General features: G+C 61.8%; 24 protein-coding genes and 1 pseudogene. 15 read left to right on the top strand and 10 right to left on the bottom strand.

What is annotated here, in order from left to right:
- Positions 1–61 precede the first annotated feature (61 nt).
- From GGR25_RS01475 to GGR25_RS01460, 4 genes are all read left to right on the top strand, one after another.
- Complete coding sequence (locus GGR25_RS01475) at positions 62–1357, top strand: FAD-dependent oxidoreductase (RefSeq protein ID WP_183396952.1); 1296 nt, start codon at positions 62–64, stop codon at positions 1355–1357.
- Positions 1354–1827 carry a flavodoxin domain-containing protein gene (locus GGR25_RS01470; protein ID WP_183396951.1) on the top strand — a complete coding sequence of 158 codons (474 nt, stop codon included), beginning with the start codon at positions 1354–1356 and terminating at the stop codon, positions 1825–1827. The genes GGR25_RS01475 and GGR25_RS01470 overlap by 4 nt, the downstream gene beginning before the upstream one ends.
- A 122-nt stretch (positions 1828–1949) precedes the next feature.
- On the top strand, positions 1950–2882 hold the full coding sequence (locus GGR25_RS01465; protein WP_183396950.1) for a pyridoxamine 5'-phosphate oxidase family protein: 933 nt from the start codon (positions 1950–1952) through the stop codon (positions 2880–2882).
- A gap of 161 nt (positions 2883–3043) precedes the next feature.
- A complete protein-coding gene (locus GGR25_RS01460) occupies positions 3044–3445 on the top strand; it encodes a hypothetical protein (protein WP_183396949.1) in 402 nt (133 codons plus the stop codon).
- Between the two features lie 615 nt (positions 3446–4060).
- Here GGR25_RS01460 and GGR25_RS01455 read toward each other — a convergent pair.
- Entirely contained in the window at positions 4061–4981 is a 921-nt protein-coding gene (locus GGR25_RS01455) for an AraC family transcriptional regulator (protein WP_183396948.1), read from the bottom strand.
- A 95-nt stretch (positions 4982–5076) separates the two neighbouring features.
- Here GGR25_RS01455 and GGR25_RS01450 point away from each other — a divergent pair, with 95 nt between their 5' ends.
- On the top strand, positions 5077–5904 hold the full coding sequence (locus tag GGR25_RS01450; protein WP_183397618.1) for an oxidoreductase: 828 nt from the start codon (positions 5077–5079) through the stop codon (positions 5902–5904).
- A 385-nt stretch (positions 5905–6289) separates the two neighbouring features.
- Here GGR25_RS01450 and GGR25_RS01445 read toward each other — a convergent pair whose 3' ends face one another.
- Complete coding sequence (locus GGR25_RS01445) at positions 6290–6853, bottom strand: TetR/AcrR family transcriptional regulator (protein ID WP_183397617.1); 564 nt, start codon at positions 6851–6853, stop codon at positions 6290–6292.
- A gap of 108 nt (positions 6854–6961) precedes the next feature.
- On the opposite strand from GGR25_RS01445, the gene GGR25_RS01440 reads away from it, so the two are divergent.
- The 3 genes from GGR25_RS01440 to GGR25_RS01430 all read left to right on the top strand — a co-directional run bounded on the left by GGR25_RS01440 (position 6962) and on the right by GGR25_RS01430 (position 9744).
- The gene (locus tag GGR25_RS01440) at positions 6962–7750 is read left to right on the top strand and encodes an SDR family NAD(P)-dependent oxidoreductase (RefSeq protein WP_183396947.1); all 789 of its coding nucleotides are present in this window, start codon (positions 6962–6964) and stop codon (positions 7748–7750) included.
- 66 nt (positions 7751–7816) lie between these two features.
- Positions 7817–8818: an NADP-dependent oxidoreductase gene (locus GGR25_RS01435; protein WP_183397616.1), complete on the top strand. Its 1002-nt coding sequence runs from the start codon at positions 7817–7819 to the stop codon at positions 8816–8818.
- A 110-nt stretch (positions 8819–8928) separates the two neighbouring features.
- Positions 8929–9744 carry an oxidoreductase gene (locus GGR25_RS01430; RefSeq protein WP_183396946.1) on the top strand — a complete coding sequence of 272 codons (816 nt, stop codon included), beginning with the start codon at positions 8929–8931 and terminating at the stop codon, positions 9742–9744.
- 602 nt (positions 9745–10346) lie between these two features.
- On the opposite strand, the gene GGR25_RS01425 is transcribed toward GGR25_RS01430, so the two are convergent.
- Positions 10347–10748 carry a DUF6508 domain-containing protein gene (locus tag GGR25_RS01425; RefSeq protein WP_246409140.1) on the bottom strand — a complete coding sequence of 134 codons (402 nt, stop codon included), beginning with the start codon at positions 10746–10748 and terminating at the stop codon, positions 10347–10349.
- Positions 10749–10964: 216 nt separating this feature from the next.
- On the opposite strand from GGR25_RS01425, the gene GGR25_RS01420 reads away from it, so the two are divergent.
- Positions 10965–11402 (top strand): thermonuclease family protein, encoded by a 438-nt coding sequence (locus GGR25_RS01420; RefSeq protein ID WP_183396944.1) that lies wholly within the window; start codon positions 10965–10967, stop codon positions 11400–11402.
- A gap of 18 nt (positions 11403–11420) precedes the next feature.
- On the opposite strand, the gene GGR25_RS01415 is transcribed toward GGR25_RS01420, so the two are convergent.
- Genes GGR25_RS01415 through GGR25_RS01395 form a run of 5 tightly spaced genes read right to left on the bottom strand, consistent with a single transcriptional unit; the run spans position 11421 to position 17277 of the window.
- Entirely contained in the window at positions 11421–12314 is an 894-nt protein-coding gene (locus GGR25_RS01415; protein WP_183396943.1) for a 3'-5' exonuclease, read from the bottom strand.
- Positions 12301–14337, bottom strand: coding sequence for an ATP-binding protein (locus GGR25_RS01410; RefSeq protein WP_183396942.1), 2037 nt, complete (start codon positions 14335–14337; stop codon positions 12301–12303). Before GGR25_RS01410 ends, GGR25_RS01415 begins: the two co-directional genes overlap by 14 nt.
- Complete coding sequence (locus tag GGR25_RS01405; protein ID WP_183396941.1) at positions 14334–15656, bottom strand: SIR2 family protein; 1323 nt, start codon at positions 15654–15656, stop codon at positions 14334–14336. The genes GGR25_RS01410 and GGR25_RS01405 overlap by 4 nt, the downstream gene beginning before the upstream one ends.
- Positions 15657–15674: 18 nt before the next feature.
- On the bottom strand, positions 15675–16691 hold the full coding sequence (locus GGR25_RS01400) for a nucleotidyl transferase AbiEii/AbiGii toxin family protein (protein WP_183396940.1): 1017 nt from the start codon (positions 16689–16691) through the stop codon (positions 15675–15677).
- On the bottom strand, positions 16684–17277 hold the full coding sequence (locus GGR25_RS01395; RefSeq protein WP_183396939.1) for a DUF6088 family protein: 594 nt from the start codon (positions 17275–17277) through the stop codon (positions 16684–16686). Before GGR25_RS01395 ends, GGR25_RS01400 begins: the two co-directional genes overlap by 8 nt.
- Before the next feature lie 233 nt (positions 17278–17510).
- On the opposite strand from GGR25_RS01395, the gene GGR25_RS01390 reads away from it, so the two are divergent.
- The 6 genes and pseudogenes from GGR25_RS01390 to GGR25_RS01365 all read left to right on the top strand — a co-directional run bounded on the left by GGR25_RS01390 (position 17511) and on the right by GGR25_RS01365 (position 22341).
- Entirely contained in the window at positions 17511–18461 is a 951-nt protein-coding gene (locus GGR25_RS01390) for an ArdC family protein (RefSeq protein ID WP_183396938.1), read from the top strand.
- Positions 18462–18620: 159 nt separating this feature from the next.
- Positions 18621–20627, top strand: a complete 2007-nt coding sequence (locus GGR25_RS01385; protein ID WP_246409138.1) for a ParB/RepB/Spo0J family partition protein — start codon at positions 18621–18623, stop codon at positions 20625–20627.
- A gap of 87 nt (positions 20628–20714) precedes the next feature.
- Complete coding sequence (locus tag GGR25_RS01380) at positions 20715–21047, top strand: TrbC/VirB2 family type IV secretion system protein (RefSeq protein ID WP_066684861.1); 333 nt, start codon at positions 20715–20717, stop codon at positions 21045–21047.
- Entirely contained in the window at positions 21047–21319 is a 273-nt protein-coding gene (locus tag GGR25_RS01375) for a VirB3 family type IV secretion system protein (protein ID WP_065846562.1), read from the top strand. The genes GGR25_RS01380 and GGR25_RS01375 overlap by 1 nt, the downstream gene beginning before the upstream one ends.
- A gap of 13 nt (positions 21320–21332) precedes the next feature.
- Positions 21333–22046 (top strand): annotated as a pseudogene (locus GGR25_RS01370) (conjugal transfer protein TrbE); the annotation flags it as partial.
- A gap of 52 nt (positions 22047–22098) precedes the next feature.
- The gene (locus tag GGR25_RS01365; RefSeq protein WP_183396937.1) at positions 22099–22341 is read left to right on the top strand and encodes a DUF2274 domain-containing protein; all 243 of its coding nucleotides are present in this window, start codon (positions 22099–22101) and stop codon (positions 22339–22341) included.
- Here the strand turns inward: GGR25_RS01365 and GGR25_RS01360 are convergent.
- Together GGR25_RS01360 and GGR25_RS01355 are read right to left on the bottom strand one after the other, a co-directional pair.
- Entirely contained in the window at positions 22321–23235 is a 915-nt protein-coding gene (locus tag GGR25_RS01360) for a LysR family transcriptional regulator (RefSeq protein WP_183396936.1), read from the bottom strand. The genes GGR25_RS01365 and GGR25_RS01360 overlap by 21 nt on opposite strands.
- A 157-nt stretch (positions 23236–23392) precedes the next feature.
- A complete protein-coding gene (locus GGR25_RS01355) occupies positions 23393–23914 on the bottom strand; it encodes a hypothetical protein (RefSeq protein WP_183396935.1) in 522 nt (173 codons plus the stop codon).
- Positions 23915–24041 lie beyond the last annotated feature (127 nt).

Raw genomic sequence — 24041 nt, 5'->3', positions numbered from 1 at the left:
TCAGCCGATGGTCGAACGACCTCGGCACGGCTTCAAAGGACCCGCGAGGAAAGCGACGACAATGGCCGAAGCAACGCGTGAAGACTATGAAGAGCGTTCTGCCGCCGTTGATCCCGTTGGCGGAAGCCTCACGAGTACTCTGTCGATCGTCATTGTCGGAGCCGGCCCGGCGGGCTGCTATGCCGCCCAGGCACTTCGGAAGAAACTCCCTTTCGCCAAGATCACGGTCGTCGACCGCCTCCCGACTCCCTTCGGCTTGTTACGCTATGGCGTCGCTGCCGACCATCAGGGCACTAAGGCGGTTCAGCAGCAGTTCGAGCGGCTGTTTCACAGCACTAATGTTGCCTTCATCGGAGGCCTCGAACTTGGCCGAGACTTTCATCTCGACCAGCTGACCGAGATATTCGATATCGTTGTTCTAGCGACCGGCACTCCTCAAGATCGGCATCTCGGCGTCGAGGGGGACACGCTTGAAGGCATCTTAGGTGCCGGGCGGTTGACCCGAGCTTTGAACTCGCATCCGGAAGCGTTTGCAGACCCGCCTGTGGTTTCGCCGCACGTGGCGATCGTCGGAGCCGGGAACGTGGCCATCGACCTTCTTCGACTCTTGTCGAAGGGGACGGACGAGTGGCACGGGTCCGATATGGACGACGCGGTTCTGGGGCACATCCTCCCGAAGCCGGTCATGGAAATACATCTGATTGCACGGTCAAGCGCGGTACAGGCACGTTGGGACGCCGCCATGCTCCGTGAACTCGGTAGCCTGCAACGGCCAGAATTCCGACTGCTGACTGGAGACGTCGAGGCCGGGCAGTCATTGGCGGTCGACGCTCTCCGCACTCTTCTTGTCGAACGAGACGGACCAACGGACCTCGCCATCAATCTCCACATGGAATGCGACGTCGAACGCGTCTTAGGAGAGAAGCGGGTCGAAGGTCTTCGCATCCGTAGCCGTTCCGGCGAAACCAAGGACATTGCAGTCGGTACGGTCGTCACGGCCATCGGTTTCGAGCCCCAGCCGCGTAGTGCACTTCCTTCCCGCGTTTACCTGACCGGATGGCTGAAAACGGGCCCACAAGGCACCATCCCGCTGCAACGGACCCTGGCAAAGCAGCTTGCCTCGGAAATCACGCGGGATCTGCGCGAAGGGTTGATCGCCAGCCCCCGCCCAGGCCGCAGCGCCCTCCCAAGCGGACGCACGACTGACTTCGCCGGATGGCGCCGGATCGACCGGTTCGAACGGGCTCGCGCCGCTGAAAAGCGCGTTCGACGAAAACTTGCGGACATCGAACTCATTCACACGGTCGCCGAAGCGGCTACCGGTTCGCATCTACTCGCAAACGATTATTTGAAATGAATATCATGATCCTTTTTGGAACTGAAAGTGGCAATGCCGAACTGATCTCTTTTGAGATCGCAGAAGCGATCAACGGCCGATATACAGTATTTATACGCGATATGAGCGACGTTGATCCGGCCGAACTCTCGCGTGACGACTTTCATCTTGTTGTGTGCTCGACCCATGGTGAGGGTGAACTGCCGAGCGGCGCTGTGCCTTTCGCAACAGCGCTCATGGATGCGAAACCCGACCTTCGTGGACTTCGCTATGCGATGTTCGGTCTGGGGGACAGTAGCTATGACAATTACTCGCGCGGCAGCGATGTGGTTGATGAGTTGCTTCGCGCGCATGGCGCCAAACGCCATGGACCATTCGGCAGGTACGATGCCTCAAGCCAAGACGACGCCATCCAGCTTGGCAAGGAATGGGCGAATGAGGTGCTGAAAGACTTACAAGGCGTACAGACCTCTGCCACCGGCAAGAATTAGTAACCTTCTGCGCGAGGATATACTGACGTTCTGGCGACATTCCTATCAGGCTTAAGAAAATGACTGACCTTACGAGTCGCAAGCAACTTGAAGCACGCTTTGGTGCTCCACCAGGAATCGTGTTGGCGAAGACCATTCACCAACTCGACGCCGGAGCGAAGTCCTGGCTTGCCGCATCCACCATCATGATCGCATCGATCGCGACTGGAGACGACATCGACATTCTGCTCGGTGGTGGGGCTGCAGGCTGGGCGGGAGGCGACAACGCCACGCTTCGGTTGCCAGTCGACGCGCTGGATCCTCCAGAGCTCTTGGTGCCCGGCTCCGCATTCGGATCGATCTTCATGGTGCCATCCCTCAACGAATTGATGCGGGTCAATGGCCGGGTCATCGCAAGCGAGGGTTCCGAAGTCTGGGTCACCGTCGAGGAATGCTATATTCACTGCGGCAAGGCGTTGATCCGGTCAGATTTTTGGTCGCACACGCCGGACAATCATGATCGCCACGCTCCAGAACGCTTCGCGGAGCATTGCCGCTTCATAGGGCTGGCGACGTGCGATCCGCACGCGCACGCCGATTTGAGCCCAAAGGGGGATCCCGCCGGCTTGATGGTCCAGTTGGACCATGCCTCGCTCCGGTTTGCCGACCGACCGGGCAATCGTCGGACAGACAGCTTCCGCAACATCGTTGATCAACCGCGCGTCGCCGCAGCCTTGGTCGTTCCTGGCTCATTTCACCTGATGATCGTCAGGGGTACGGCCCGTATCACGGATGAGCTTGCAGAGCGCGAGAAGTTCTCCGTCAACGACAAGGTGCCTGAACTTGTGACAGTGGTCACCGACATCAGCATCGATCGGCGGGAAAGCCAGGCCCTGGCGCGCGCGAACGCTTGGCCGGCAGCCAGCGCGCCGCCGGGCTTGAACGCCGGCAGGATCGCCGCAGGCCATTTGAAATTGAGCAAGGGCGTCGGAGCCAAGCTTGCTGGCCTCGCCATGTCCGTTCCCGGTCTTGTCGAGCGTGAGATGGCCAAGGACTACAAGAAGAACCTTTATTGAGAGCGCCGCAGAGGGGCCGAAGCTATCCGAAACCTTAGGACCGCCCCGACGCCAGCCAGCAGTTACTCGCGGTAGATCTGGGTGAGCGCGAGCGACCAAACGACGACGCTTCGGGCCGGCGGTCACACTGAATTGTCGCACATCAACGAAAGGCAACAATAATGCTCCTGGACGTTTCCCAGTTTCCCCTCGTCTTCCTGCGTGAGCACGAGGAGAAGAACTCTTCCGTCGGCGAGGTATTTGAGAGAAACGCCCAACTCGAAGCTCTACTGAATAGACAGGAACCGTTCGTGCTGATTGCCGATCATGCCGCGCATGATCACGATCACGAGACACCCGAGGAGCGAAAGGGAAAAGCACTCTTCTTCAAGCGGATAAAGGACCGAATGAGGCAGTATTGCCTCGGGCTGATCGTGATCGAGGGCGCCTCCCCGTTCAACAGCGCCACCCGGACCGCGGCGACTGCGGTCAGCAACGCGCTCGGCTTCTCCGTACGGTTTGCCGCCGACGAGCAGAGTGCAATAGCGATAGGCGGCACGATGTTGAAGAAGAACCCGGCCTGACGTGCTGACGGATGTTCTTCGATCACTGGAAGTCCAAAATTCGGGTAACGGGCCTTCGGGGCTCAAGATAAGATCATAAAGGGTGATTTCGTCGCGACGGACAGTGCGCCTGCAACGAGATGCGACGTCTTGAGGACGACGAAAAGAGACGCTGTTGCTCTCGACGACAACGGGCGACCAATTCCGATGCCAAACCTGCAACGTTCGGAGGCGTCAGACAACCGCCGGCACAAAGCGGCCGAACTCCGCCGCACATGGAGGTTTGAGTTCGCTGAGCGACTAGAAGCGCCAGCGTTGGCATAGAATTCGTGCGCCTGCTGCAGCGTAACGGCGGGATAAGGCTCAAGTTCGATTGTTACCGGCGCAGCGCATCTGGATCTCAATCGGGTGCGTAACGCCGTCGGATGGTTCGAGCAGCCTCTCGCGACTGCCAGGGCGGCCCTCAACCTCAACCCCGAGGCCTAGGCCGGCTTGGGGGACAGCCTTCAATATCATTTGGCGGGATCTCGGGGGCTAGCGCTGTTGAGGCCGCGCCTCGACCATGCCGCAGTTGCGAAGTTTGAAATCCGCCATGCTCACAGGGATGGCCGCAATACGCCAACGGCTGACTTGGCTTCATTGGTCGGAGCGTATCTCGCCGAGATGTTGGCGAACCCATCTCACCTCTTCCGCTGCCGTACGGCGGAAATGTCGTTTGAAGTCACGGCTGAACTGGGCGGGACTGACATAGCCTACCGAGAGGGCGACTTCGGCGATTGTTCGGTCTTGCCGGGCCAGCAGGACCCTCGCCTGATGAAGGCGCATCGCTTTCACATACTGCATCGGACTGGTTCCCGTCAGCGCCTTGAAATGCGCGTGATAGGAAGGGACGCTCATACCTGCATCACCGGCTAGAGCCGCTATCGAAATCTCGGAGCAGAAGCTTTCGCTCAGGCGGGCGAGACTTTGCGTAGTCCGTCCGGACATCCCCTTCTGGCTTAGCGCGGCGACCATTGCTGATCCCTGTGGACCGACGAGGATCCGGTAATGCAGTTCCCGCAGGATGCTTTTTCCAAGTACCGTCGTTTCCGCAGGGCTCATGAGCGCCTTCAATAAGCGCAGGACGACATCTTCAATCTCAGGCTCCATCCGGCTGGATATCAGGCTCTTTGCCTGGGTCGCGATGTTTGTTTGCTGGCTTTCGAGTGCTGACACGATCTCCGCAACGAGAGTCATGTCGAACTCGACATAAACAGCCAGAAGCGGCTTTTCAGGGCTCGCTGCAGACTCCATGCGGAAGGGAGCGGGGACCGCCACCGCGAGGTAGTGGTCTTCATCGTAAACATAGGCTTCGCCACCCAGCACGCCCTGCTTTCGGCCCTGCAACACGAAGACCGCACCGGCTTTGTAGAGGACGGGGACATCCGTCAGAACAGCTTCCGTCCTGAGGAGCCGGACGTCGCGAAGTCCGGTCGAATTGTATCCCTGCCGGGGCGCCAGCGACCCGGCGAGGTCGAGCAACTCCCGCCGCCTCTCCTTGTTTCGCTGCATTGTCATAGGAAATGGCAAGAGCTTCAGACGAATTGGCGTCGAATTTGAACCGGATGAAGAATATCGGTCAAATCGATGGTCAGCAATACGAGGTAGCAGATATGACCAAGAAAACCCTCTTTATAACCGGCGCGAATTCCGGCTTTGGTCTCGCGATCGGGAAGGCTGCGGTTGCCGCTGGGCATACGGTGATTGGCACAGTCCGCTCGGAAGCGTCCAGAGTACGGCTCAAGGAGCTTCTGCCGAGCGCCCATGCGGTGCTTCATGACGTCACCGATTTCGATCGAATCGCGGGTATCGCCGAACAAGTCGAAGACGAACACGGCCCGGTCGATGTTCTCATCAACAACGCCGGATACGGCCATGAGGGCGTGCTTGAAGAGTCGCCTCTCGAAGAAATGCGACGGCAGTTCGACGTCAATGTCTTCGGTGCCGTTTCAGTCGCCAAGGCGTTCCTACCCCGTTTTCGCTCACGGCGTAGTGGCTTCATCGTCAACGTGACGTCCATGGGCGGAATGATCACCTTGCCCGGGATCGCCTATTACTGCGGCAGCAAATTCGCGCTTCAGGGCATATCCGAAGTCATGCGTTCGGAGATGGCTCCTTTCGGAGTTCACGTGACAGCGCTCTGCCCCGGGTCTTTCCGGACGGACTGGGCGGGACGTTCGATGGTTCGAACCGACAGGTCGATTGCCGACTACGATCATCTGTTCGATCCCATTCGTCAGGCGCGTCAGGAAAAGAGCGGCCATCAACTCGGGGACCCCGCCAGGTTGGCAGCGGCCGTCCTGGCACTGATCGCTTCGGACAATCCACCGCCGCAGCTTCTGCTTGGAAGCGACGCTCTGAAGTTTGTGTCGGCCAGGATTGAGCGCCTGCAAGATGAGATTGAGGATTGGAAGGCAGTCACCCTATCGACCGACGGCTGACGGAAAGAATGACTGCAGTGCCGGCTGATCTTTCGGCCGGCGCTGTCACCCTGTAATGGCCGCTTTGGAGCGACTGCGGTCAATGGCGAGACCTACATCGATAAGGCCCGACTCGCCGATGTGTACACCACGGCCGAAAATGCCTCCCCTCAATCCGGACTGCCTACTCGTTTCATCATCCATCGTCCTCAATCACCTCAGCAGCCCAGGAAATTGAGCATGGCAAAGATCGAAACGACGCAAATTCGGAGAACAATCCGGCGGCCGTGTCGCCCGAACCGAAATCACGGCCAAAAGTACTGTCAGCGCCGGCAAGATCATGGCGGTCGCCAAGACGCCTGAGACCCGTGCAAGGGCCGGATCGCTCCGCGGGGCGCATCGGCACTTATCGGGCAGACGCTGAGCCTATTGCAGCTTCGATCCAGACGCGCGTCTGTTCCAGAACCTCATCCGAGAGCTCGGTGTCGTCGACCGCGCGCGCAAGGATCACCGCCCCTACCATCGCAGCCCAGGTTCCGATTGCCGCGCTACGCCTGTCCGCCGCATCGATATTTGGCAGAGCTTTCGCCAAACGCTCGATTTGCGACCGCAGCCCAGCCGTCATGGCTGCTCGGGCAGCCGGTGTTTGATGACGGATATCGGCAGCGAGGCCTGCCGTGGGGCAGCCGGCGGCAGCATTGTCCCGATGTCGAGGCGCAAGATATTCATCCATGTACGCACGAAGATCGACGCCTCCATCTCCATCGCGGGACAGAACATAGCTAATGGTCTCGGCGACGAGGTCATCCTTCGAACTGAAATGTCCGTAGAAGCCGCCGTGCGTGAGGCCGGCAGCCTTCATCACTTCGGCCACGCTGACGGCGTCGAACCCCTTCTCGCGGAACAGCCTGCTGGCGACGTCCAGTATACGCCGCCGATTCTCCGCCATCTGCTCGCGGCTGACCTTCATCTCGAATTTCTCCACCGGCCCCATTGACACAATCATGATAGCCATCATATTTACGCAATCATGATGACGATCATGAATATAGGTTTCAACAGAGCCGAGAGCAATCCCATGGCCGCCAATCCCTCAGTCCTTATCACCGGAGCCTCCACCGGCATCGGCGCCACATATGCAGATCGCTTCGCACGGCGCGGCCACGACCTCGTGCTGGTTGCGCGAGACCGGAGGCGCATGGAGGCACTTGCCACGCGCCTGCGTCAGGAGAGCGGCGTGGCGGTCGACATCATCCAGGCCGATCTGACGGAGGCCGCCGATCTCGCTGTGGTGGAGACGCGGCTGCGCGACGATACGCGCATCGGCATCCTCATCAACAATGCCGGAACGGCCCTTGGCGGCAGTTTCATCGAGCAATCCACGGACGATGTCGCCCGGCTTGTCGCCCTCAACACCACCGCCATGCTGCGGCTCGCCAGTGCCGTTGCGCCTCGCTTCGTGCAGGCTGGCGAAGGGGCGATCATCAACATCGGCTCCGTGGTTGGACTGGCACCTGAATTCGCCATGACCGTCTATGGCGCGACCAAGGCGTTCGCGCTGTTCCTGTCGCAGGGGCTCAGCGTCGAACTCGGCCCGAAGGGCGTCTACGTCCAGGCGGTGCTTCCCGCCGCCACGCGCACCGAGATCTGGGAGCACGCGGGCGCCGACGTCAACACCATGACCGGTGTGATGGAGGTCGATGAACTCGTCGATGCGGCGCTGGCTGGCTTCGACCGTCGCGAGCCGGTCACGATCCCGCCGCTGCCCGATGTGGAGCAGTGGAACGCCTTTCAGGCAGCACGTCAGGCCATGCTGCCGAACACGGGCCAGGAGCACGCAGCAGCGCGCTATCGGACGGCAGTCTGAGCACAGTCTCGCGGCCAATCTCCCATCGGAGGTGGGCGTCAGCAGTTACCTGGAGAGTGAATGATCATGAAGGCCTTCATCCTCGACAAGTACAAAAAAGGTGGCACCCTTCGCTTCGGCGACATGCCGGAACCGGTATTGCGGGATGACGATGTCCTGGTCGAGATCCGTGCCGCCGGGCTCAATCCTCTGGATTCCAAGATCCGAGACGGAGCTTTCAAACCTCTCCTTCCGTATCGCCCGCCGTTCATCCTTGGACACGACATGGCGGGAATCGTGGTCAGGGTGGGATCGAAGGTCCGCCGCTTCAAGCCGGGTGACGAGGTCTACGCCCGTCCGCGCGATGGCCACGTCGGGACCTTCGCGGAAGCGATCTCGGTGAATGAGGCCGACCTTGCACTGAAGCCGAAAAATCTGACCATGGCGGAGGCCGCCGCCGTTCCCCTGGTGGGTTTGACGGCCTGGCAGGCATTGGTAGAGCGAGCGGGCCTGCGCAAAGGGCAGAAGGTCCTCATCCACGCCGGCTCGGGCGGAGTCGGGACATTCGCCATTCAATTGGCCAAGCATCTCGGAGCGACTGTCGCCACCACGACAAGTACAGCCAATGTCGAGCTCGTCAAAAGCCTCGGCGCCGATGTCGTCATCGACTACAAGAAGCAGGGGTTCGACAAGGTCCTGTCTGGCTATGATGTCGTCCTCAACAGCCTGGACGGCGACACGCTCCAAAAGTCCCTGAGCGTTCTGAAGCCGGGTGGCAAACTGATCTCCATCTCCGGCCCGCCGGACCCGCAGTTCGCCCGGCAACAGGGACTGATCTGGTTCCTGCGTCAGGTCATGCGTCTTCTCAGCTCTGGCATCCGAAGGAAGGCCAAGGCCCGGAACGTCGGCTATTCCTTCCTGTTCATGCGGGCGGACGGTAGGCAGTTGGGCGAGATTACATCGCTGATCGAGGCCGGGATCATCCGTCCGATCATGGACCGGGTCTTCCCGTTCGAAGCGACCAATGAGGCGCTGACCTACATCGACACCGGACGGTCGAAAGGGAAAGTCGTCGTAACGCTGAAATGACGGCGGCGCGGCTTTCGCCCGGGCTCCAATTGGCGCCGCGGCGCGTGTCTGCCGCCCATATCGAATGATGCGATCGTGAATACGCTTCTTCATCGAAAGGATCGGCAGGCATGCCCTCAAATTCCCAGAAAACCGCCCTCGTGACGGGCGCATCGTCCGGGATCGGTCGAGCAAGCGCCGAGGGGTTGGTGCGCGCCGGCTTCACCGTCTTTGGCACCAGCCGCAAGCCGAACGCGGACCGCCTGGGTCAGGTTTCGATGCTGGCGTGCGACGTTACGGACGAAGCCTCGGTGGCGTCCCTCGTCTCGACCGTCCTCGAACGCACGGGGCGCATCGATGTTCTCGTCAACAATGCCGGTCTGGGCATGTTCGGCGGCGCCGAGGAGTCCTCGGCCGCGCAGGTGCAGCGCCTGTTCGACGTCAATCTGTTCGGTGTCGTCCGGGTCGTCAACGCCGTGTTGCCGTCGATGCGGGCGCGTAGGCAGGGACGGATTATCAACCTGAGCAGCGCGCTAGGCTTCTTGCCGGCGCCGTATTCGGCACATTACGCCGGGAGCAAGTTCGCCCTCGAAGGCTACTCGGAGTCGCTCGATCACGAAGTCCGCGCTTTCAATGTCCGCGTGTCATTGATCGAACCCGGCACGTTGAAAGGCAACTTCGACCAGAGCGCGCTGGAGCCCGACACGAAGATGGCGGACTACGATGCCGGCCGTGCCTGGGTGCATGACTTCTACAAGAAGGCCCTGCTGACGGCGGTTTCGCCGGAAGAGGTGGCCGATGCTGTGCTCCAGGCGGCCACGGCACAGCGCCAGCAGCTCCGCTATCCGGTCGGCAAAGTCGCGAAGCAGGTCAGCCTGTTACGTCGCCTCATGCCCGCGCGGATGTTCGACAAGATCCTGCGCCAGCAATTCGGCCTGCCGGGCTGAGTGGAGCCTCGCCCGGACGTAAAGGCTCCTTGAGCTTTGGAAATTGCAGATGCATGCGTTCGAAGCCCTCTCTGGAAATCAAGACGGCATTTGACGCTCCCTATTGGTAGCGAACAGCCAATAGCGCTGGCGCCCGGATCTCTTTGACTGGCAGAGGGTGCGATACTGCCCAAGGTTGTTATCTGCGCGCGAGAAAACCGTCCGCTTACCATCCACTTCGGCTTACCTGCAGCCGTGCCGACATGGCGGACCGATAACTATCGGTTGCTACCGCATAGGCATTTCGGAGTTGGTATTCTTCAATACCCTATTCCACGTTATTGTACTTCCCGTCATTCCCACTCTATTATCAATGGCTGCCATAACACCTTGAAATCACGCCGTTAAAAATATTTTTGATCGCGATATACCGTCAGCCATTCCGCCAAAATGGCCGGCTTTTGAAATTGCTGGATTTTTTCGGGATACCCCAAAAAACCGAACTTTCGGGGACTATCGTCAAGCACGGGATGCAGGAAACAATTCGACTCGATCCGTGCATTCCGCCGATTTTGCGCTGTGACGCTATCACTAAGGCAAGCGATTGTCACTTTGGGAAGCCGTCAGGCTGCCGCGGCAAGTACAGCGGCGCGTTCGACAATGCGCAGGATCAGCCCCGATTCAAACGCACCCATTAGGACGCCTTCAACGAAGCGGTCCTGCCGGATGCAAACCGTCAGCAGCTGCCCGAGTTGGTCCGACGTAGCGCTGCGGATGGCGGTCCCGGCCCGCAGGGACCTTGCTTCGTCGGACTGCATCCATGCCGACCAGGCAAAATCCTTCTTCACCCAGCCATGCTCATAGGCGACCTTGCGGAAGGAATCGACGACCGGATCGTAGGAAACATACGGCATCTGGATAACACCCGGTTCGGTCTCTGCGCCGCCAGCCCATGTCCCCGCCTGGAACCCTGGCTGCCGAAAGACGGGCAGGAAGTCCGCCAAGGCCTGAAGGTCCGTCGCCAAGCTCCGGATGTCCTTTGCGTCAATATTGTCCGAGGAGGATGCCATATCTTCACCGCGCCCCTCTATAGACATGAAGAAAAGTGCCGTTTACGCAGGATACGAGGAAATACCTATGGCGAAAGGGGACAAGTTCGTCCGCGCAATGCTCGCCAAGAAGCGCCTGAAAGCAGCGGCATGAGCCTCCGGCGCCCCATAAAGTGGAAATGAGAAACGACTATGCGCATCGTAATCGGCCTGGCGTTGCTGGCTGCGCTGACGACGGCGACCGCGGCCAAGGCCGATCCCTGCAAGGCCATTCCCGACCGCGGCCCGATGCCGCCCTATCTCCACCGGGGCGCACACTTCTCCGGTCCTGTGGTCTATGTCGGCGACGGCGACTCCCTGTGCCTGGCCGTGGGCCAAGGGCCAGCCAACTGGGTGGAGATCCGGCTGGAGGATTTCTACGCGCCCGAACTCCACTCCCCCACCGGCCCTGCTGCCAAGGCCGCGCTGGAAAGACTTGCCATGGGCCGAAACGCGGAGTGCGTCGCCAACCATAAGTCCTACGACCGTGTGGTGGCCACCTGCCGGATCGGCGGACGCTCCATCGGAGATTTATTGAAGGCGGTCGGAAACGTCGAGGGCGGCAACGGATACCACCAGAGCAAGCGTTAGCCCGACCTTTGGTAGCGCTTAGATGCGATCTGAAAACCGATCATAGGCATCGATCCGCCGGACGGGAGGGTCGGCCTCATACCGATAGATCTCCGTTCTCAAGAACCGCAGCTCGGCCTCGCGCTGGGCTTCGGGAACGTCGATATACCAAGCGCGGGGCTGCGGGCCGGGATCGCCGTTCCAGCGGTATCCTCGCGCCTTGAGAACATCCTTGAGGTCGAAGGGCGAGTTCTCCGCCCAGATGCGCCAGGCGACAGTACGAGCGCCATCCAGTAGGCGGCTAAGGCCCGTAACACCGGATCGGGGCAACCGCATCGCCAGCAGCTCGATCGTCGCAAGACAATCGTGCATCGCGCGGTGGCGGTCATAGAAGAAGCCGGCGGTCTGAGCGAGATAGGCGAGCTTCGCGCCCTCGAATCCTTCCGCTGCCCAGTCGATCTGGCTGAACGAGCAGGCCCAGGGCTTCGTCGAGAACACATCGCAAAAGCGTTCAAGGAAGCGGCGATCGAACGCCGCGTTGTGCGCGATGACAAGCGAGGCCGGCGCCGCGAATTTGGCGACCTCGGCGGGATCGATGACCTGGCCGGCCACCAGTTCATTCGTGATGCCGGTGATCGCGGTGATTTCCGGCGTGATCGGCTCACTCGGCTGACGCAGCCCTTGGAAGCTGTCGCCCACGCTGAAAATAATGCCATCCAAACCGTAGTTGAATGGCGTCATGGCCAGCTCGATGATCTCGTCGCGCTGAGGATCGAGCCCCGTGGTCTCCACATCGACCACCAGGCCAAGGCGCAACGGCGTGCCGGGAGGCGGAATGGTGCGAGAGCGCGGCTTGAGACGCCGGATGACCCGGTAATCTCCCGTAGCTTCCAATGTCTGCGCCAGGGTCTCCAGATGGTCAGAAGATGTCATCGCCCGGCGCTTCGTTTGCTGCCATCGGCTCCCCGCCAGCCGCAGCGGCATCGGCCGGGGCGAGGCGAATGTCAGCGGCTCGACCTTCTTCGTGGAACCACAAATCAACCACGGCGGTATCGTCGCTGCGCGGCCGCGGCGATGCCTCCCGCACCTTGAAGGTCGTGGGCAAATTGACCGAGGTTCCGAACACCAGCGCGTGCTGCCGAGGCAATGACGGCAACCGCTTCAGGACCGACTCCGAAATGAACGGCGTCATCTGGCGAATTTGGGAGAGATCGTCGGGATTCTGGATGCGGTGAACCAGGAAGTTGGAGCACTGGCTGAGAACCGTTTTGGACAGCTCGCTCGGGCGTTGGGACGCCAGGAGTACGAACATGCCGTACTTGCGCCCTTCCTTGGCGATGCGCTCGAATATCTTGGTTGCGTCGATGGAAAACCGGGAGGGTGTAGAGGCAACATACCTATGAGCCTCTTCGAGGAGCAGGTGTATCGGGAAGCGGTTTCTTGGTTCCGCATGGCGAAGGAACCGAAAAAGCATGCGTGCGATGACCGCACTGACCAGCTCAACGATTTCATCTTCGACGGAATTCAGATCAATGATAATGACTTGATTGCGTTTGGTGAACGCTTCGCCAACACCCCTTTCCAGACCAACGATGTTGGTCAAGAATTCCAGATCGCTTACAGCCGCGCCAACGTCAGCTCCTTCGTGACGTAGAAAGGCATACTCGGTCCTCTCCTGGAGAGATCTGAGCCGCGTGACCATGGACGAGCAGTAATCTCGGATTTGGCGGTTGCCGTGGGCCTCCTCATAAAGGATCGCGAAGTCCAGACATTCGTGCAGCTCATCGAAAGAGAACGGCGTCCGATTGTAGGCCGGTAAGGGTGCATCCTCCCGAAGCTTCTTCCTTACTTCATCCAGAAATGCCGCTTGGTTGTTGCCGGAAAAATTTCCGTACTGAAAATTCGGACTAAAGCGGTTCAGCAACGCCATATTCAGATCGGTCGTCGGATATTTCTGAAGAAGGGAAACGACGCGCTGAAATTTCGATACTGGGGAGTCGCCATCCGCACCTCGAAAGCACTCGATGATGCAAGTGGCGACAAAGTGCTCGCGCAGCGCCAGAGCGTCTGGCGTGTTGGCATGAAAGAGACTTGTCAGGCCTAACGCCGTCCGAAGGACTGGCAGTTGCGTTCGCTCACTCGCCTGCAAAAGCAGTTCCCATTCTGCCATTTCCAGGAACCAGTGCGGCATCCGAAAGCCGGCGGTCGTCCCATCAAGGATTACGCGATGGATGCCGATGCCGCCGTCTTTTGCCAAAGGAGCAAGCGCCTCGTGATACTCGCCATTCACGTCGAAGACGATGAACGTCGCTCCGCGGGCGTGATGTTCGTCCGGCTTGTCGAAAAGAGACTGCAATACCGAGGCGACCGTGCATGACTTGCCGCTGCCGGTGTTACCCAGGACGGCAACGTGGCCACCGAAGAACTCGTTCAGACGGACTTTGACCTCATAGTCCTCGAACACCACAGACTTGCCGATTGGCAGAACCCGGTAGCGCGTGGCCCCTTCTGGTTGACAGACACCGCCGTCCGGGCCGACTGACAGCTCGACGGCCGCCTCGGTCTCGAAGATGCGATCGAGTTCGCCGTCCAGGGCATAGAGTGCGTCCGCATAGAGGGACGGGAAAACCGACACGCCGAAGCGGAACGCGCCGCCGCGCATCGGCAACATGCCGACAGGCACCACGTCCAGATATTTGGAAGAGCCGGCCCGGTCGAAATCGCCCCTGTCTGAGGGGGTGCTGGCATCGCGTTCACGCAGGCCGACAACCTCGACCACTACATATTCCGACTGCGACGGGATCATCAGGAATGATCCCAGCCGCGCCACATAGTGAACGTCATCGAAACCGACGACCGTGAAATTGTCGGTGCCGGCGTGCATCTCGACGACAAAGCGGTCGGCCGCGACCGAGACCACTTTGCCGATCGCGCGTTTGCGATCGTCGTGGCTCATGCCTCGGCATCCTTCATTTCGTCGTCCTTCTTCGGCGCCAAATCGGACAACACCTTGCGAACGGCATCGTCGATCCGGTCACTGGGGCGCTGCGGCATGAAATGCTCGACGACCATGTTGAAGTAGTGCGCCCTCGTCCCCGCTTCAGGGCCGTCGCCACCGATGATCCATATCCGTGGATCGCGCAGCGCCCGCAGCTTGGCGATCTCTCCGTCCGTGTCGGGCGCCGCAAAGATCACCAGGCGGAAGGTCGGGATCGTCAGAGCCTGATAGATGATGTTGTTCAGGTGCTCGTCGCCGAAGGCGTAGCCTGCCGTGATGAGAACGCTTTGCTCCCGCACGATCCGCGACTGAAATTCCCGGAAGAGATCCGCGTAGGGCGAACCGAGCGAAGAGTTCTGCTTCGCTGGCGTCGGATAGATCATCATCTGGTTCGCGGACGCTGGCGGCCAGACTTCCCTGATCGGGAAGAGGCCATGATCGTCCTCGGTCCAAGTGACCGAACCATGCAATTTGCAGAGATAGACGAAGGCGTCGACCGCGGTCCATTTGCGGCTGGCGACGTCGAGCTGCTCGGCTAAGGCATAGCGAAAACTGGCCGGATTGAAGCGGCGTTCCACCACGCCGGAAAAGCCGTTGGCATATGGAATGCCGAGGCGGTCCATCGCCAGTTCGCTGAAATGATCGTAGTTGGTCGTGAACACCCACGGCCGGGGCAAGGACCGATCCCGCAAGACCAGCTTCTTGTAAAACCGCTCGTAGAGGTCGCGCACGGTGGTGTCGCCATCCGTGGCAAATCTCCCCTTGGTGACACGGGTCCAGAGGAAATCCTGGACCTTTTTGATGATGCCATCGAGCACCGCCCGATTGGGGTGAAGAGCAGCGTTCTCGCTATGGCGCAGCACGAACCGCTGCGCGAACAACACCTCCATCAAGCGTTCCAGGTTACGACTGTAATCCTTCGCTAAGTCGATCCCGAGCGCATCGAGATAGTCGAGTTCGCCCTTGGTCAGCCGCCAAGGCGCAGGCGCCCCGCCTACTGCCGGTGGATCGTCATAGAATCCTGCTGCGCGTGCATTGAGCGTTTCCCCGCAAAACTCCTCCGCCAAAGGCGCCATCGTGGAAATGCCAAGCTCTTTGTCGTCCTTCATCAAAGACGAGCATCCAGCGCCGAGCAGGAATGCGATGTTCTTGGCGCTCATCGCCTCCGAAATGGCCTGACGAGCGCTCTCGGCCCCCTTGTTCCAATCAAGATCTGAAGGTTCAGCGTCGCCGTTCCGCAGAAACTGGAATTTTCGCCCTTCGTCACCCTCACCCATATCCCCCCATCCCCAATCTCATCTGGCCACGCGATTGGCTCGCGCGGCTATATCTGCAAATCGCGCCATGAGCGCCTCGAACGGCTCTGCGTCATCGAAGAGCAGCCCATCCTCGACCATGCGGGCATAGTCGTCTTTCAGCGCCTTCGCGCCATAGCCGACCGGCACGAGCTGCAGGCCGCCGCTGACGGCCGCTGCATAGTCGATCGGCGTGCGGTCGGCGGCCTTCTCCGCGAAGAACATCGACTTGTGCCGAGCGACAGCGTTGGCCAGTTCGCGATCGGCGAAAGCAGCTTCCGCGAAGCCGGCTTCATCCAGCCGGACGACATCGTGCCAGTGTCGCGCGAAGCGGTCGCCGCGTAGTCGCTCCTGGAGGCAGAAGACGTGGATGGCGGTCGCCTTCTCCCAGAAGGTCCGCTCCGCGTGCATGACCCGCGGCCGCGCCGTCGGGAATACCAGTCCGTCGATCTGGCCGGCAGCGTCGCAGGAGACATCGCGCAGGCTCGCCGGTTCGCCTGTCGAGCGGGCGCCGAACTCCAGCATGACGCTGGGCGCGACATAGCCTGACCCGGCCGCGGTCGCCTCATAGTCGATGAAGAGCCTGTCATCCTCGACGCGGATGGCCGCCGCCAGACCTTCGGCGGCCAGCGCGTTCGCGATCACGGGCTGCACGGTTTCCGCGACCCAGGCCGGCAACCGCCGACGGACCTCGCTGGACCAGCGTTTTTCCTCGCTTCGAGTTTTCGGTAGCCCCTCGCCATTGTCCCCGACAAGATCGGGCGCGATCGCCCGAATGTCGTAGGTCAGATCCACGTCCTCCGAAAACCGGCGAATGACCTGATAGGCTTTCGACAGCGACGTACCGCCCTTGAACACCAAATGTTCGCCGAGCGGCGCGGCGTAGAGGGTCGCCAGCGCCCACACCACCCACACATCCTTTTCGAGCAGATGGGTGGGACGGCCCGAACGATCGGCCGCGACACCCAGCGCGTCGCGCCGGTCCTCGGCCGAAAGCTGGAGAAAGACGTCAGCCATACGCCGCCTTTCCGACGCTCTGCGCGAGCCATGTCGGAAGCTGCGGCGCGGCGGCGACCAGTTCGCCGAACACGCCGGGCGGCATCTTCCGCTTCAACGTCTTGAGCGCCGTTTCTGCTTTCTCCGGGCCGAGCCAGGCCAGCGCCCGCACGGCCTCTCCTGCCGGCCGGTTGGCCAAGGCCAATTGCCAGCGCGGCGCGTGCCGCAATTCCACGACCTGCTTGCCGAGGTGCATCTTTCGGCTGCGCCCGGAGGTCAGATAAACCGAGCGGACGGGCACCTGCGTCGTCAAGCCAAGGGCGTTCGCCGCGGCGGCGCCGTTCGAGACGATGATCTCTCCCCTTTGGGTTGCAAGGGCTTCGACGGCCTGCTCGACCGAAGGCGTGCGCGTGCCGAACCGGCTGGCAATAGGACGCAGATAGACGCCGCGACCGGCGCGGATGAGCTGCCCACGCTCCGTCAGGCGCGACAACGCCTGATCCACGGCCGCCCGATTTCCGAGGTGCAGCAGGCTCTTGGCGGACACAGGAGCGCCTTCGGGCAGGCCCGTCGCATGTGACAGAATCTGTTCGGTCAGCCGCGTCATCGTCTTTCTCCTGTCGGAAACATATGCGAGTTTCTGACAGTTTTCAAGGAAGCCCAGGAGAACAGGCGGATACGGGGAAAGCCTTCCCCTGCGGCCGAGCCAGGGTCTCGGCCGACCCCTTCTGCGGGGAGAGCCCCGCAACGCCCCCAGTAGAGTGAGAGTGCGGACCGGGTTTTCCGTGACGGGTTGAGGGCTGGAGAAGAGGTCTCCGGCGCCCGTCGCGGAGAACCGCGATGTTCAGGAATGACCGCAACGGGCGTGCCGGCGCCGACCGGGCGAGCCTATACGACGACATTACCAGCAAGATCATCGCCGAGCTGGAGGCAGGCCGCTTCCCCTGGGTCCAGCCCTGGGGCACGGCCACGGCCAAGGCGCCCCTCGCCATGCCGAGGAACGCCGCGACCGGGCGGCATTATTCGGGGATCAATGTGCTGATCCTCTGGGGCGCGGTGATCCAGCACGGCTTTCCCGGCCAGAGCTGGCTCACCTTCCGCCAGGCCCTGTCGCTCGGTGGCAATGTCCGACGGGGCGAACGCGGCACCACCGTCGTCTATGCCGACCGTTTCACGCCAGAGGACGAGAAGCGCCGCGCCCGCGAGACCGGCGAGGAAGCCGCCGCGATCCCGTTCCTCAAACGGTTCACGGTGTTCAATGCGGCGCAATGTGACGGCCTACCGGAGGATGTCGCCATTGTGGCTCCACCGCCGCCGCCCGGACTCATCAAACCGCAGGTCGAGGCCCTGATCCGGGCGACCGGCATCGACTTCCGCATCGGCGGCGACCGCGCTTTCTATGTCCCGTCGCATGACTATGTGCAGGTGCCGCCGCCGCAGGCGTATTTCGAGCCGATCAACTGGCACCGCACGGCCCTGCACGAGCTCGGGCACGCCACGGGCCACCCCTCGCGCCTGAACCGCGATTTCTCGGGTTCCTTCGGCTCGAAGAAATACGCCTTCGAGGAGCTGGTCGCCGAGATCAACGCGGCTTTCTGCTGCGCCTCGCTCGGCATCACGCCCACCGTCCGCCATGCCGACTATATCGGCTCCTGGCTCGAGGTGCTGCGCGAGGACAATCGCGCCATCGTCCGCGCCGCTTCCCAGGCCAGCAAGGCGGCCGACTGGCTCCTGGGGTTCCAGCCGGGCGCCGATGTCGATGCGGCCGACGACCAGCGGCAGGCGGCGTGACGATCCTGAAAACCGGAAAGGCGGAGAAGCGGGCTGCCGGCTTTACGCCTTTCCGCCCGCCTGGCGCTGCCCTCCGAGAGTGAGAGGGCGGCGCTTCGCTTCGTGACGGGTTGGAGGTCGAGAGAGAGGCTCCCGGCCGCCCGTCGCGGAGTAACGAACATGGCGACTGCCATTCAGAAGATCACCCTGTCGTCGGCGCGCGACATCCCCTTCAACAAGCTGGTGCTGAGCCAGTCCAATGTTCGGCGCGTCAAGGCCGGCGTCTCGATCGAGGAGCTGGCCGAGTCCATCGCCCGGCGCGGTCTCATCCAGAGCCTCCATGTCCGTCCCGTCCTCGACGCCGATGGCGCCGAGAGCGGCATGTTCGAGGTGCCCGCCGGTGGCCGCCGCTATCGTGCCCTCGAACTGCTCGCGAAGCAGAAGCGCCTGGCCAAGACCGCGCCGGTGCCCTGCGTCGTCGGCGACGCCAACAGCGACATCCTGGTCGACGAGGTCTCGCTGGTCGAGAACATGGAGCGCGCGCCGCTGCATCCGCTCGACCAGTTCCGCGCCTTCCAGGCCATGCGCGACAAGGGCATGACCGAGGAAGCCATCGCCGCCGCCTTCTTCGTCGGCATCAATGTCGTGAAGCAGCGCCTGCGCCTCGCGTCCGTCTCGCCGACTTTGCTCGAGATCTATGCCGAGGATGGCATGACGCTCGAACAGCTCATGGCCTTCACCGTCAGCTCGGACCATGCCCGTCAGGAACAGGTCTGGGAGGCAGTCAAGGATAGCTGGCAGAAGGAGCCCTATCAGATCCGCCGGATGCTGACCGAGACCTCGGTACGCGCCTCCGACAAAAGGGCCGTCTTCATCGGCGTCGAGGCTTATGAGGCGGCCGGCGGCATCGTGCTGCGCGACCTGTTCCAGTCGGACGATGGCGGATGGCTGCAAGATCCGGCCCTGCTCGACCGCCTGGTGGCCGAGAAGCTGAAGATCGTTGCCGACGAGATCGCGAGCGGAGGCTGGAAATGGGTCGAGGCCGCCTTGAGCTTTCCCTACGGCCACCAGCATGGGCTTCGCGAACTGGCTGGCGTCACGGTCGGCCTGACCGAGGAGGAGAGCGCCACCCGCGAAGCGCTGCGCGACGAATACGACCGGCTCGAAGCCGAATATGCCGAAGCCGACGAGTTGCCGGACGAGATCGACGCACGTCTCGGCGAGATCGAACAGGCCCTCGACGCCTTCGAGCAGCGCCCGACGATCTACGATCCGGCCGACATCGCCGTCGCCGGCGTCTTCATCAGCCTCGATGCCGACGGCTCGCTGTCGGTGGATCGCGGCTATGTCCGTCCCGAGGATGAACGTCCCGTCGAGACCGAAGGCAAAGATGCGCAGGAGGTTGACGGTGAAGCTGGCCAGCAGGCCGCGCCCGCCGTTCAACGCGCCGTCATCACCATCGGCGGCCAGCCCGCGGAGCCGGAGGACGATGAGGAGGACGGCATCAAGCCGTTGCCCGAGCGCCTCGTCATCGAGCTGACCGCGCATCGCACCCTCGCTCTGCGCAACGCGGTTGCGGAACATCCCGACGTCGCCATGACCATGCTGCTGCACAAGCTGGTCAGCGACACCTTCCGGCGCACCGCACCGGCCGGCTGCCTCGAGGCCCGCGTCAATCATATCTTCTTCTCGGCACAATCCGAGGAGTTGAAGGACAGCACGCCCGCGCGCGAGGTCGCCGAGCGACACGAGCGCTGGGGCGATCACGTTCCCGACGACGACCAGGCCCTGTGGGACTGGCTCTCCCTGCTCGACCCCGGCACGCGCCTCGATCTGCTCGCCCATTGCGTCAGCTACGGCGTGAACGCCCTGTTCGAGCGACCCAATCCCTACAGCGGATCGGGCGTCAGCCAACATGGGCTGGACGTGCGCCTCTCGCAGGCCGACCGGCTGGCGCGAGCCACCGGCCTCGACATGGTGGCGGCGGGCTGGAGGCCGACGGTCGGCAACTATCTCGGCCGCGTCACCAAGGCCCGTATCCTCGAAGCCGTGCGCGAGGGCGCGGGCGAGCGGGCCGCGCGCCCTGATCGCCGAGACGATCGACCTCGTGGCCGTCCTTTCTGGCCGCGGCTCCGCCCGTCGCCTCTCCGAGCTCACGCGCGTCGAAGGCCTCGGCCCGGACGGTGATTACCGCGTCACGCCCGCCGTCAGCGCCTGGGCTTCCGAGGACGACGGCGCGGCCTTTCTCAGCCCCAGCCCCGAAGGAGAAACCCCGTGATCCAACGTCTGCTCCGCGCGCGCCATCGCGTCGTCGTGACCCTGTCCGTCGCCATGCTCTCCGTGAGCGTGGCGGCGCCCGCCCATGCCTCCGGCTCATCAATGCCGTGGGAGCAGCCGCTCCAGCAAATCCTTCAATCGATCGAAGGTCCGGTCGCCAAGATCGTCGCCGTCATCATCATTATCACCACCGGACTGACGCTGGCCTTCGGCGACACGTCGGGCGGCTTCCGCCGGCTGATCCAGATCGTGTTTGGTCTGTCGATCGCCTTTGCCGCATCGAGCTTCTTCCTCTCCTTCTTCTCGTTTGGCGGCGGGGCGCTGGTCTGATGGCGGACGCGGCCGACGACGTGCCGGGCTTCACCGTGCCGGTCCATCGGGCACTGACCGAGCCGATCCTGCTCGGCGGCGCACCGCGCGCCATCGCGATCATGAACGGAACACTCGCTGGCGCCGTCGGCCTCGGCCTGCGGCTCTGGCTGGTCGGTCTTGCGATCTGGGCCATCGGCCACTTCGCGGCGGTGTGGGCGGCCAAGCGCGATCCGCTCTTCGTCGATGTCGGCCGCCGTCACCTGCGCATTCCCGCGCACCTCACGGTCTGACGAGGACGCGCCGATGATGAACCTCGCCGAATATCGCGATCGTAACAGCCGGCTCGCCGACTTTCTGCCCTGGGTGGCGCTGGTCGGCTCAGGTCTCGTGCTCAACAAGGACGGGAGCTTCCAGCGCTCGGCGCGCTTTCGCGGTCCCGACCTGGATTCCGCAGTCGCGGCGGAGCTGGTCGCGGTCGCTGGCCGGCTCAACAACGCCTTCCGTCGTCTCGGCTCAGGCTGGGCGATTTTCGTGGAAGCGCAGCGCCATCCCTCGAACCACTATCCCGACAGCCATTTTCCGGATGCCGCATCGGCGTTGGTCGACGCCGAGCGCAAGGCCGGTTTCGAGGAAGCTGGAGCGCATTTCGAGTCCAGCTACTTCCTCACCTTCACCTACCTGCCGCCGGCCGAGGATGCCGCCCGTGCAGAAAGCTGGCTCTATGAGGGCCGTGAACAGAGGGGCCTCGATCCGCACGAGGCTCTGGGTGGCTTCACCGACCGCACCGACCGGCTTCTGCGCCTCATCGAAGCCTTCATGCCCGAATGCCGCTGGCTCAATGACGGCGAAACGCTGACCTACCTGCATGGATGCGTTTCGACGCACCGGCATCGCGTCCGCGTTCCCGAAACGCCGATGTATCTCGACGCGCTGCTCGCCGATCAGCCGCTCACCGGCGGTCTGGAGCCGCGCCTTGGGCAGGCACATCTGCGCGTTCTCACCGTCACCGGATTCCCCGTTCGCGTCATCGTCACGCGCGACCTCGTTCTCGAACCCTACGGAGGCTGACATGGCGAAGTTGAAATTGGGGCCGATCGTCGACGACAAGCCCGTCAAGATCACGGTGGAACTGCCTGCTGGCCTCCATCGCGATCTCACCGCCTATGCGGAAATTCTCGGCCGTGAGACGGGACAGCCCGCGACCGATCCGGTGCGCCTGATCGTTCCCATGCTGGAGCGATTCATTGCGACAGATCGAGGCTTTGCGAAGGCAAAGCGTCCTGCAGGAAATTCAAAGCTGGAAGGGGGCTGACCTCGCCCCACAATTCATCCGAGCCATTGACCGCGCGAGGCTGAGCAATCGCCGACATGCGGGATTATCGTTCCGCGGCGACCACACCGCGCAAAATGGAAGAAGCTCGTTCGCGACAGGCCGGTAGGTGATACCGGGGATTTGGGCGACCGTTGTTGCCTCACTGGTAAGCGTCAAGCCTCGACCCACCGCGACAAGCGACAGGAGATTGTCCCTACCAACGCACTGTGCGTGTATTTCAGGGTGATGGCCGAGATCCGCGAGGCGTTGAACAAGGTAATCGTGAATCTCGGGTCCGGGCGCTGAATCGCTCACAATGAACCGTTCGCCCGCCAAGTCATGCCAGTTGAGTTCCCGCTTACCGCAATGGGGATGATCGCATGGGAGGACGACAAATACCCGTTCCGACCATAATTGGTCGGTCTCGCAGTCAGACCACTCTGACGTTCCTGTGATGAATGCCACGTCGAGCCGAAACTGCCGGATTGCCGCCACGTGGTCCGCCGGATCGCCGTCGATAAACTCGATCCGCACGCGCGCATGAGCCTTGTCGAACGCCCGCAGCAGGTCCGAGAGAAAGCCAGAGGCGAGCGAGGAGAAGATACCCACCTTGATGCAGCCGTCTTCGGAACGGCCGATCGCCGCGACGTCCTTGGCGCCTTGGCCAATTTGCCGAAGCGCCTTACGCGCGCGGCGCAGGAACTGCTGTCCGGCCAATGTCAAGAAGACGCCGCCGCTGTGCCGTTGAAAGAGAGAAGCGCCAAGATGGTCTTCGAGATCTCGGATTCGGCGACTAACCGCCGACTCTTGGATACCAAGGGCCAAAGCTGCCTTGCGAAAACTCCCGTGTTCGGCCGCTGAAAGGAAATATCGGATTTGGCGGAATTCGATCATGAGATGTTGCATCTCGTTTCGATCGCTGCACGCACGATCGCCGAGCGTTCTGCCCGCCGCCAACGCGACCCGTTGCCCCAACACCGACGCGCCGGAAGAAAACTGGTTCGATCATCAGGGGCAGCGACGCAGACTCCCGTCGAGCGATCCTGCGCGATCAGGCTTCGCGAGCACTGGGGTCGATTGCAGCGGTACGTGCTGATGTATCCAGCAACGGGGCATCCCGCGACATCTTGAAGAGAACGATCCCAGCTTCAAGCCGATCGAGAACGAAATGGTCTCTTGCCGCCTTCGCGCTCTTGATGTCGGCCTTCGAAAATACTGTCAGGGATACGGCGCAACGATTCCCGAGTTCACAATCGAGGACGGCCTTGACCTCGGACCAGTGGACATCGCTCGCAAAGTGCGGGTGGTTTACAATGACCCAGAATTCGTAATCCGAGAAGTAGAGCGAGGCTCGATCCTCGTACCAGGTACGCCGAGCATAGGGGCCAATAAGAACGATCTTTTGTATCTTTCCTTCAACTGGAGCAGTCGCTTCTTCAAAAGGCACTGAATTGCGCAGGATACGCGTGATGCGCTCGATTTCCTGTTGTTTCCTGCGTATCAGATGCCCAACGCGCGCCATGACGACCTCACGGGCATAGACATCTTGGATGACTTGGTCGTGTGCAGACATGGCTTTAACTCCTACTTCCATTCCTCGATAGCCATCGCCGGCGCGGAATCGGCGAAATTTGGTGGGAATAGAGTAGCTTGCGCACGGCTTCGGCAATCCCTCCAGGCAGAGGGATTGCCAAACGCAA

The sequence above is a fragment of the Kaistia hirudinis genome, assembly GCF_014196455.1.
Taxonomy (GTDB): domain Bacteria; phylum Pseudomonadota; class Alphaproteobacteria; order Rhizobiales; family Kaistiaceae; genus Kaistia; species Kaistia hirudinis.
The sequence above is the reverse complement of the archived record's forward strand: the minus strand, read 5'-3'. Positions and strand labels throughout refer to the sequence as shown.